Consider the following 10,042-nt stretch of genomic DNA (forward strand, 5'->3'; position numbering starts at 1 on the left):
AACAGCAGCATATCCCCAAAGCCGGATGCATGAATCCCATCCCAAGGTAGATTCCCAAGACTAAGCAGCACAGCAGCAATAGGAAGCGCAATGGTGGGCAGCATTAATGAGCGGCCAAGCTGTTGTAAGTTCCCCATCCAGTTCAAACGTATGCTACCTCCTAAAAGTTTTGCTTTAACAAAACTAACATCGTAAGCCAAAGCCTAGTGTTCTCGAAAAAACTTACATGGTGAGCATAAGCCTCTCTTATCAAATCGTATAGCTTGTTTGCCTGTTTGTCAAAACAAAATAAGCAGGTCGAGGATCGACCCGCTTATGAATGTGGCTATGCGTGCAGCAATTAGTGGGAGGAGTTATTTCCGTATTGCTGTCCCATGCCAGTGCTATTGAAACTTTGGTTATACGGCTGTGCGTTTTGCTGTTGGAAGCTTTGATAGCCGATTTGTCCTTGTTGACCCTGTTGTCCCTGTTGCCATTGTTGCCCCTGCTGCTGATATCCTTGTTGTGTACTTTGTTGAGATGTGTAGCTCGGTTGGTAGGATTGCATAGAAGACATAGATGAATCACTACGCAGATATGCATCATGACCTTGTTGGTTTCCACGATAATTGGCCGTATGGTAGGCATTAGGTGAAACATACGTTTGAGCATTAGGCTGTTGATTCATTTCGGAAGAGCTAGTGTACTGACTCGTAATCGATGGCTGGCTGTAGGAGTAAGTAGTCGGTTGAGAATAGTTAGAGGTGATTGCATCGTTTTGGTTATTCACCCTGTTATAGGTAGAATACGCGCTTTGGAAGCTGGATGGTTGATATTGTGATGACATGGATGAATCGCTGCGAATATGATTGTCATTGCCAGACTGGTTCTCCCGGTAATTCGCCATATGAAAAGACTCTGTGGCAGCATGGCCTTGATTGTAGCCCTGATTCTGATTGCTGCCCTGGCTAAAGCCTTGAGTAGTGTTACTCGAAACTGGTTGTGTGTAGAAGGACTGGACATACCCTACAGGTTGATACTGTTTCTGGTAGCCCTGATTTTGGGATGYGTTGCCCTGGTAACCTTGCGCCGTTTGATTGCTGTGAGATGCTTGCATACCCTGAGAAGAGTTTCCGAATGATGATGTACCGTTGTTGTTGTTGTTATTGAAGTTGTTATACATGTGTAAATCCTCCTTCATACTTCTAGTTTTTGGGCACCTTTTTGGAGCCTTTTTTATTCTCTCCGCTCCACCGTATTTTACTGTCAGTGCAGCCTTATTCTCAGCTAAAGCTGGCAAATCTACATTAGTTATCGACAATGATCAAAGCGTAACAAAACGCGCATGGATTGAAAATCATTATGGTGTAGATGGAATTACAGGTCCTGATTTAGTAGAAATTGGCAAAAAGCAAGCCGCTAAATTCGGGGCTGAATTCGTAAAAGGAAAAGCTACACAACTGAATCAAGTTGGCGAAGGTTTTCAAGTAACGACAGAAGATGGTACATATGAAGGTAAGTATGTCATTCTTGCCACAGGATTATCCGTTGACCTTGCAGAAGCCTCCGGTATTCAGACAAAACCAGGTACAGAACCTCGTATCAAAACCGTTGTCGATGCTGATGCACAAGGGAACACCAGCCTCAAAGGTGTATGGGCAGCTGGCACAATAGCCGGTGTTTCCATGCACACCATTGTCACTTCCGGAGATGGCGCCAAAGTGGCCATTAACGTGATCAGTGAACTGAATGGAGCGCGTTACGTCGATCACGATGTATTAAAAGCATAAGCTTTATCGCAAAAAAAACCGCTTCTCTCTCACCATAACGGTTTGAGAAAAGCGGTTTTTTGAGTTTTAGCTTAGTTGTTTCGCGGATTGAGAATGGCATCCTCAACTTTAATGCAACGATCCATAATGACTTCTAAACCAGCCTCGCTAGCGATACGAGCTGCTTCTTCATTCACGATCTCAAGCTGCAGCCAGAAGACTTTTGCTTTGATTTTCACTGCTTCCTCTGCAACAGGTACGACTTGATCTGCGCGGCGGAATACATTGACTATATCCACAGGCTCCGGAATATCGGATAACGAAGCGTAGCATTTCTCACCCAATATTTCGGTAGCATTCGGATTGACTGGAATGATTCGATATCCTCTGCTCTGCATGGCTGCAGCCACCATATAAGACGTGCGATCGGGTTTATCGGATAAACCTACGACTGCAATATTGCCTGCATTCGCAAGAAGCTCCTTAATGTGCTCCCTTGACGGATTTTCAAAAGTCATGAGTAGTACCTCCTATTTTTTCAGGTAAGTGAGGCCTTGCTTCCCCATAGCAGTCCAACTATCGATAAACTGTGCTTTGTTTACTTGCAGCTGTTTCTTGCCGCTTAATGGGTCATTCAAGTATACATTATTCTCATCGAATCCGACCAATAATACAGCGTGCTCCGCATAAGTCGTTTGAATAGGTCCTAACGAAGTATCCCATGTCACCCATTTATAGGGAATATTATAATCAATTGTCGTCCATGTAATGACCGGATAACCGCTTGCCACCTGCTGTTCAAATAGCTCGAAGGACTCACCTGTAATATCGATCGCTTCAGGAATGTAGGTCTTAAGCTGCGGGAAAAGACCGGCATGGTAAATACCAAAGCCCCTTTGCTTGCGGTAAACATCACCTACAAAGCCTATGTTCGGGTTCCCCCAATAAGCAGGTGATCCGTCCGCATTAAGCTTGATGGGTGTATTAYCTTTTGGCATCTCAGCAGCAAGTTCCATCTTACTTTTGGTAATTCCATAGTAATGCAGCAGCATCGTTAAACTTGTTACTTCACAACCTGCTGGCAATTCAGGCAGTTGAGCAAAAACAGGCGCATCAATCATTGCTGATTTTTTTGTCTGGATCGTTGGTTGCGGCGATCTCGACACCACCAGTAACTCCTTCCGGCTTGCCGTGGACGATAATTTCACTTTGACGTTCTTCCACGTCAGCCCCCGCTTTACGCAGCTCGTTCAAGTAATCAGTGATTCGGTCGCACTCTTTGTAACGCAAATTCTCGACATTGTAGAAACGAGATGTACCTTCTGCAAACACAGCTGCCGCAACCATCGCTAAAACAGCGTCTGTGAAGTGATCACCATCAAATTCCCCTGCGGTCAGCTTTTGGTTGCCGCGAACATGCACAACTCCGTTATCATGCGTTAAATTAACACCCATCGCACGTAAAACATCGACACAAGCTTTCTCACCTTGCTTGCTATTCTCTTCTAGACGAAGAACTCGCACATCCGAGTTCGTAACTGCCGCTGCTGCCAGAATGGCCGCAGAACCTGGATAATCCCCTTGAATGACATACTCTTTGGCTTGATAGGATTGTCCACCGGGAATCCGGTAGTGCATCAAATCTTCGCTTGCATGAACAACAATGCCTGCTTGCTCAAGCACTTCGAGCGTTTGGCCCACAATAATTTTGGATTTCAAATCATGAAGCACTTCAATCTCGCTATCCTCTTCTAGCAGAGGTGTCATGAATAAGAGAGAGCTAAGGAACTGCGAGCTAACGTTTCCGGAAACCGTAAGTTTGCCGCCGCGGGGTTTGCCCCCTTTAATTGTTATCGGCAAACGACCGTTAGAATGTTGTACTTCCACGCCCATTTGCTGCAAAGTTTCGATTAAATCATCATGCGGACGCTTACCTAATGATTCAGGGTAAGTGTTAACGAAGGTTAAATCCGGGCAAAATGCGGCTGTAGACATTAAGAAACGCAGAACCGCTCCTGCATTTCCTACGTTTAACTCAGCAACGTGTTTAGGGTTCTTACCGAAACCTGTAATCACAATTTTTTCGTCATCTTCTTCAATGATAGCGCCTAAATCTTGTACACAGCGTCTCATTGCATCACTGTCTTCACTATGAGCTGGGTAATAAATCGTGCTTGTGCCATTCGCAAGCGCGCCGATTAGCAAATAACGAGTTGTGTAGTTTTTGGAGGAAAGCGCGTTAATTTCTCCTTGTAGGTTAGCAGTAGGTTTCACAATGGCTTTCATGTGGTTAATATCTCCTTCGCATGTGTTTATATGTAATATCCGATGAATGTTAATAGAATTCCACCGGTATAACTGAGCATCGTATAGATCATCCAAGCTTTCCATAGTCCTGCGCGGAGCTGTTTAATGCTTTCCAAATTCAAGGTAGAAAATGTAGTGAAAGCTCCCATAAAGCCTGTCCCAATCAATAGTTTCCAATCGTCAAATGCGTGATATCTCATAAGAATTCCAATTAAAAAACAGCCCAAAAGATTTATTGTCAGTGTACCATACGGAATAGAACTTGGGAACCTTCTCGACATGTACGTACCGAGCCCATATCGGCTGATCGCCCCAACGAATCCTCCAATACTTACTAAGCCTATCGGCCATAACCAAGCGCTCATGAAAGTTGCTCCCCCCTATGAGAAAGCAGTGCGAAGCGGACACCTATCCAAGTAAATGCAAATCCTCCCCACAAACTGCCAAGCACATAAATAAGAGCGAAAAACGGATGTCCTTGGTGAAACATATGTACCGTCTCATAGCTGAACGTAGAGAAAGTAGTAAAAGAACCGATAAAACCGGTCGTAATTGGCATTTGAAGCTTTGCAGGTATCGGAAGCCTGTCCGTAAATGTAATAAAACCAAGCAATAAACAGCCAACTAGGTTGCAGATAAAAGTACCCCAAGGAAAAAGTGTCGCCGTTGTCGGATTCCATAATGTGGAGAGACCGAAGCGCGCTAGAGCGCCGAGAATACCAGCTAAACCTATAAATAACATATAAACAACTCCCGGTGCTGCACGAGGTTTGACAACTTGTCTTAATGTTTCTATCATTACTTGTGATGGGGCTTCTACCCCACGTTTCAAAACAAGGAGGTCCTACGATGGATACGATTTTACCATCCGCCGTCAAAGATAGATTAAGCCGTGGCGAGAAGCTGGCAATCATCGACGTTCGGGAAGACGAAGAAGTGGCTGAAGGCATGATTGCAGGTGCAATCCATATTCCTCTGGGCCAACTGCCAGAGCGATTAGGCGAGATCCCGCAAGCGGATGAAGTGATTCTAGTATGCCGCAGTGGCAATCGCAGTGGACGAGCACTTGGCTTTTTGGAAGCACAAGGCTATCAAGGTCTTAAAAACATGACTGGCGGTATGTTGGAGTGGGAGGACTAAGCTTATCGCTTGTCCTTCCTCTTAAAGATTAGCTTGCTGAATAATCAAATCTACAATTTGATCCGTCGTTAGCTCCGTCGTGTCGATCACCGTATGAGCGAAATCGTACGCTGACTTTCTCTGTTCAAGCAGTGTGTGAACGCGTTCTTCCAAGTTCCCCTGCAATAAAGGACGACTTATATCCGTGCTTACGCGATGAATGATTGCCTCAGGTGAAGCTTTCAGCGCCACGACAAAGCCATTACGAAGCATACAAGCTCTATTCTCCTCAGCTAACACAGCGCCCCCGCCTGTTGCCACAATTTGCCCGCTATGAGCCAATAAACCTTCAAGAGTTTTACTCTCTAATGAACGAAAATGCGCTTCTCCAAATTGACGAAACAAATCCGCAATGCTCGTCTGTTGCTCTTCTTCGAGCACGGCATCCGAGTCTTGAAATTTCCATCCTAGACGCTCAGCGAGCACCTTACCGACGGTTGATTTGCCTGTCCCCATGAAACCTACAATTACAAGATTGCTTGTTGTCACGTTAATCCCCTTTTCTCATATGCTGTTCATACAAACTTTCCCAACATCATACCATAGCCGAATAGTCATGAATACAATCCATTTGAAAATCATATAGTAGTGTGAATAAATTCCAACACAAACAGTTAAGATTTTAAGAGAAACCTTATGCCGACAAGGAGAGATGAAGTTTTGAACCCAACTGTTGCCTATTCCAACCACACGCAAGGCAAACTGGAACAAATCTTACACCCGAGCTATGTTTTGTGCAAAGAGGATGTTGTTTGGATTTTGGAGTTTATTAAGAAAAAAGTGGCTGAAGAAGACCCGCGTGTGCAAGGTCTTGCTCAACCACGATTGTTAAAAAATTTCCGTTATTTTGCCGAAGTCTCCTTGATGCTCATTCACAGACGGAACGGTTTCGATCAAGAAGCCGATMGTTTGAAAATGTGGCTGCGCGAAGCGGCTTACGGTTTACAGGGAGAGGCGTAACGCCCCTGCCCTCTTAGTTTTCCATCCAGTTGAAATGGAAGGAACCTTCTTTGTCTACACGTTGGAACGTGTGAGCRCCGAAATAATCACGCTGCGCTTGCAGCAAGTTAGCCGGCAATCTTTCTGTACGGTAGCTGTCGTAGTAAGCAAGTGCCGATGCGAAAGAAGGAACCGCGATACCGCGAGTGACTGCTTCTGCAACAACTTGTCTCCACGATTGTTGATAGTTTTCAACCACATCTGTGAAGTAAGAATCCAGCAGAAGGTTTTTCAGTTCCGGATTGCGGTCATACGCATCCTTGATATTTTGAAGGAATCTAGCACGAATAATGCAGCCGCCGCGGAAGATCATCGCGATGTTGCCATATTTCAGATCCCATTTATATTCATCAGAAGCTGCTCTCATTTGAGCAAAGCCTTGTGCATAAGAGCAAATTTTACTTGCATATAGCGCTTGACGCACAGCTTCAATAAATGCTTTGCGATCGCCCGTATAGGCTGGAGCATCAGGTCCTTTGAGCACTTTGCTAGCCGCTACGCGCTCTTCCTTCATTGCGGAGATGAAACGAGCGAATACGGATTCCGTAATGATGGAAAGCGGTACGCCAAGGTCCAGAGAACTCTGACTGGTCCATTTTCCTGTTCCTTTTTGACCAGCGGAATCCAGGATAACGTCAACCATTGCTTTGCCAGTTTCAGGGTCATATTTCGTGAAGATATCACGTGTAATTTCGATTAGGTAGCTGTCAAGCTCGCCGTTGTTCCACTCTGTGAAGATCTCATGAAGCTCTTCTGTACTTACATTAAGAACATCTTTCAAGAGTTGGTAAGCTTCACAGATCAGTTGCATGTCACCATACTCGATACCGTTGTGCACCATTTTTACATAGTGTCCAGCACCGTCTGGTCCGATATACGTACAGCAAGCGTCGTCGCCAACTTTGGCAGAAATAGCTGTAAGGATAGGCTCAACCAATTTATAAGCGGATTCTTGACCACCTGGCATAATTGATGGTCCTTTCAGTGCGCCTTCTTCGCCGCCGGAAACGCCCGTACCAACGAAACGAATACCATGTGCTTCCAGTTCTTTGTTGCGACGCTGTGTATCTGGGAAGAATGCGTTGCCTCCATCGATCAGGATATCTCCTTTTTCAAGATGAGGCAGCAGTTGGTTGATCGTATCGTCTGTTGGACCGCCAGCTTTGACCATGATCAAAATTTTGCGCGGAACTTCCAAGGATTGTACGAATTCTTCCACAGTGTATGTACCAACTAGTTGTTTGCCTTCTGCTTCTTGAAGAAGCTCTTTTGTTTTCTCGGCAGAACGGTTAAATACGGATACAGTGAAACCTCTGCTCTCGATGTTTAACGCTAAGTTTTTCCCCATTACCGCTAATCCAACTACACCAATTTGTTGTTTAGACACGTCTCTCATACACCCTTCCGATATATAAATATTTAAATCGTCATCGCGCCAAAACCGCCATCTACTCTTAAAACAGAGCCTGTAACAAAGCTGGAAGCTTGTTCAGAAGCAAGGAACACAGCAGCACCCTGTAGCTCAGATGCCTCACCGAATCGGTTCATTGGCGTATGACGCATAATGGACTCGATACGCTCAGGCGACAAAATCTTACGATTCTGCTCAGCTGGGAAAAAACCAGGAATGATCGCATTAACACGTACACGGCTCGGAGCGAATTCGCGGGCCATGTTCTGTGTGATGTTATTAACGGCTGCTTTAGAAGCGGAGTATGTGAATACACGTGAAAGAGGTGGATCAGACGACACAGACGAAATATTGATGATGCTTCCGCCTTCGCCACGATCAATCATATATTTCCCAAACACCTGGCAAGCTAGCACGACGCTTTTCAAATTGACCTCCATAATAGAATCCCATTCTTCCATGGAAATGTCAAAGAAAGGCGTAGCACTATTTTTCCCTGGACAGTTCATTAAAATGTCAGCACGGCCAGACCAAGCGATAACTTCCTTGAGCACAAGCTCCAAATCTTCACGTTTCGTTRCATCGGCTTGGAAAGTTTGGGCTTCGCCGCCGATCGCTTCGATCTCCTGACGAACTTGATCGCTTTTCTCTTGATTGCGTCCGACAATAGCTACTTTCGCGCCGTGACCGGCTAAAGCAATCGCCATTGAACCTCCAAGTGTACTGTTACCGCCAATAATTACTGCTGTTTTCCCTGTAAGATCGAATAAATTCATTTGTCTCCATCTCCTCTAGCATTTTGCTTGCTTAAGCTATTTATGATTGAGGGCTCCGAAGGTGCTGACCTTGAAAGGCGGTTATCGCGTCGAATTGATCTTTTAACTGATGATATACGCTTGTATAAATAGATGTCAATTGTTGATATACGCGATAATTGCTTTCATTCACCTCGTGAGCCGTTCCAACCTGAATCCAATTGTGTGCATGAGCCAAATCATCAATCTCGCCCATAGCAAGTAAACCAAGCAGCGCAGCCCCTATTCCAGAGCTTTCAATAGAATCCGGCACCGTAACGGAAGTACCTAGCATGTCCGTCATCATCTGGCGCCAAAATTCGGATCTGGCGAAGCCGCCTGATGCGCGAATCACCGCCGCTGGCCCCATTATTCGCTCAAGCGACGTAGCGACTGCCTGAATCGAAAACATGACGCCTTCCAGAGCAGCGCGAATCATATGCTTTTTCTCATGGCTTAGCGAAAGGCCAAAGTAAACACCACGCGCATTAGCATTCCAATACGGAGCGCGTTCTCCCGACAGCAGCGGCAGGAACAACAAACCGTCAGAGCCCGCTTTCACCTGGGACGCCAGCTCCGTCAAGTAATCATAAGGATCGATCCCTTGACGGCGTGCCTCTTCAGACTCCGCGGTAGCGATCTGATCGCGTACCCAGCGGAAAACAATACCGCCGTTGTTGATAGGTCCGCCAACGACCCAGAACTTTTCGGTTAGCGCATAGCAGAACAGCTTGCCTTCCGGGTCCGTTTGCGGCTTCGTCACTACGCTGCGCACCGCGCCGCTGGTGCCGATGGTGACGGCGACAACGCCGGGCTCAAAGGCGCCAACGCCGAGATTGGCCAAGACACCGTCGGAAGCCCCGACGATAAACGGCGTGTCCTGGGCCAGCCCCATCGCAGAAGCGTACTCAGCGCCAAGGCCTTCAACGCGATACGTTGTTGGGACTAGCTCTGAAAGCTGGTCAGGAGTAACGCCGGCTTGACCCAGGGCTTCTTCATCCCAGTCCAAGCTCTCTAGATTGAATAGACCTGTTGCACTGGCAAGTGAATGATCAATAATATAACGGTCAAAGAGCTTCGCGAAGACATATTCTTTGATACCTATGAACTTGTATGTCTCTTTCATTAGCCCTGGTTCATTATCTCGGAACCACATTAGCTTGAGCAGAGGAGACATCGGATGGATAGGCGTGCCTGTTCGTGAATAAATCTGCTGCCCCAGACCGCTGCGCTTTAATTCAGCCGCATACATGGCGCTGCGGTTGTCTGCCCAAGTAATACAAGCAGTTAGAGGCTTTGTATTTTTATCAACAGCAATGAGACTATGCATAGCTGAGCTGAAGGAGACGCAAAGCACTTGCTCGGGCTTGACGCCTACCTTCCGAACAACTTCGCCGATCCCTTGCACGACAGCATCAAAAATTTGATTTGGGTCTTGCTCGGCGCGATCAGCAGCCGGTGTAAAAAGAGGATATTCAATGGAGTGAGACCCAAGAACTTTCCCCTCTCGTGAAATGACGAGCGTTTTGGTACTTGTCGTACCAATATCAGCCGCGATGATGTAAGGCTTGAGGGTACTTAATTGGTCTGTCATTTGCTAATAT

The 10,042-nt window shown here is 46.1% G+C and carries 13 protein-coding genes; 3 read left to right on the forward strand and 10 right to left on the reverse strand.

Translation table 11 applies throughout. The features are described 5' to 3' along the window. Positions 1–340: 340 nt before the first annotated feature. Positions 341–1,162: a hypothetical protein gene (locus AC1DUA_RS14965; RefSeq protein ID WP_477500528.1), complete on the reverse strand. Its 822-nt coding sequence runs from the start codon at positions 1,160–1,162 to the stop codon at positions 341–343. On the opposite strand from AC1DUA_RS14965, the gene AC1DUA_RS14970 reads away from it, so the two are divergent. After that, a complete protein-coding gene (locus AC1DUA_RS14970; protein WP_477500529.1) occupies positions 1,161–1,769 on the forward strand; it encodes an NAD(P)/FAD-dependent oxidoreductase in 609 nt (202 codons plus the stop codon). The two genes, AC1DUA_RS14965 and AC1DUA_RS14970, sit on opposite strands and share 2 nt — an antisense overlap. Before the next feature lie 71 nt (positions 1,770–1,840). Here the strand turns inward: AC1DUA_RS14970 and AC1DUA_RS14975 are convergent, their stop codons facing one another. Genes AC1DUA_RS14975 through crcB (AC1DUA_RS14995) form a run of 5 tightly spaced genes read right to left on the reverse strand, consistent with a single transcriptional unit; the run spans position 1,841 to position 4,854 of the window. After that, entirely contained in the window at positions 1,841–2,266 is a 426-nt protein-coding gene (locus AC1DUA_RS14975) for a CoA-binding protein (RefSeq protein WP_477500530.1), read from the reverse strand. Between the two features lie 12 nt (positions 2,267–2,278). Continuing rightward, on the reverse strand, positions 2,279–2,914 hold the full coding sequence (locus tag AC1DUA_RS14980) for a C39 family peptidase (protein WP_477500531.1): 636 nt from the start codon (positions 2,912–2,914) through the stop codon (positions 2,279–2,281). Beyond that, entirely contained in the window at positions 2,862–4,034 is a 1,173-nt protein-coding gene (gene aroA, locus AC1DUA_RS14985) for a 3-phosphoshikimate 1-carboxyvinyltransferase (RefSeq protein WP_477500532.1), read from the reverse strand. The genes AC1DUA_RS14980 and aroA overlap by 53 nt, the downstream gene beginning before the upstream one ends. Positions 4,035–4,060: 26 nt before the next feature. Beyond that, a complete protein-coding gene (gene crcB / locus AC1DUA_RS14990; protein WP_477500533.1) occupies positions 4,061–4,420 on the reverse strand; it encodes a fluoride efflux transporter CrcB in 360 nt (119 codons plus the stop codon). Further along, entirely contained in the window at positions 4,417–4,854 is a 438-nt protein-coding gene (gene crcB / locus AC1DUA_RS14995; protein ID WP_477500534.1) for a fluoride efflux transporter CrcB, read from the reverse strand. The genes crcB (AC1DUA_RS14990) and crcB (AC1DUA_RS14995) overlap by 4 nt, the downstream gene beginning before the upstream one ends. Positions 4,855–4,904: 50 nt before the next feature. Here crcB (AC1DUA_RS14995) and AC1DUA_RS15000 point away from each other — a divergent pair, with 50 nt between their 5' ends. Then, positions 4,905–5,195, forward strand: a complete 291-nt coding sequence (locus tag AC1DUA_RS15000; protein ID WP_477500535.1) for a rhodanese-like domain-containing protein — start codon at positions 4,905–4,907, stop codon at positions 5,193–5,195. Between the two features lie 21 nt (positions 5,196–5,216). On the opposite strand, the gene AC1DUA_RS15005 is transcribed toward AC1DUA_RS15000, so the two are convergent. Further along, on the reverse strand, positions 5,217–5,723 hold the full coding sequence (locus AC1DUA_RS15005; protein ID WP_477500536.1) for a shikimate kinase: 507 nt from the start codon (positions 5,721–5,723) through the stop codon (positions 5,217–5,219). 147 nt (positions 5,724–5,870) lie between these two features. On the opposite strand from AC1DUA_RS15005, the gene AC1DUA_RS15010 reads away from it, so the two are divergent. After that, positions 5,871–6,194 (forward strand): hypothetical protein, encoded by a 324-nt coding sequence (locus tag AC1DUA_RS15010; protein WP_477500537.1) that lies wholly within the window; start codon positions 5,871–5,873, stop codon positions 6,192–6,194. A gap of 13 nt (positions 6,195–6,207) precedes the next feature. Here AC1DUA_RS15010 and gndA read toward each other — a convergent pair whose 3' ends face one another. From gndA to gntK, 3 genes are read right to left on the reverse strand one after another with little or no spacing between them, the layout of a single operon-like run. After that, the gene (gene gndA / locus AC1DUA_RS15015; RefSeq protein ID WP_477500538.1) at positions 6,208–7,620 is read right to left on the reverse strand and encodes an NADP-dependent phosphogluconate dehydrogenase; all 1,413 of its coding nucleotides are present in this window, start codon (positions 7,618–7,620) and stop codon (positions 6,208–6,210) included. A gap of 32 nt (positions 7,621–7,652) precedes the next feature. Beyond that, positions 7,653–8,420: an SDR family oxidoreductase gene (locus AC1DUA_RS15020; RefSeq protein ID WP_477500539.1), complete on the reverse strand. Its 768-nt coding sequence runs from the start codon at positions 8,418–8,420 to the stop codon at positions 7,653–7,655. A 40-nt stretch (positions 8,421–8,460) separates the two neighbouring features. After that, on the reverse strand, positions 8,461–10,032 hold the full coding sequence (gntK, locus tag AC1DUA_RS15025) for a gluconokinase (RefSeq protein ID WP_477500540.1): 1,572 nt from the start codon (positions 10,030–10,032) through the stop codon (positions 8,461–8,463). Positions 10,033–10,042 lie beyond the last annotated feature (10 nt).

This window comes from Paenibacillus sp. 01T422 (genome assembly GCF_056398785.1).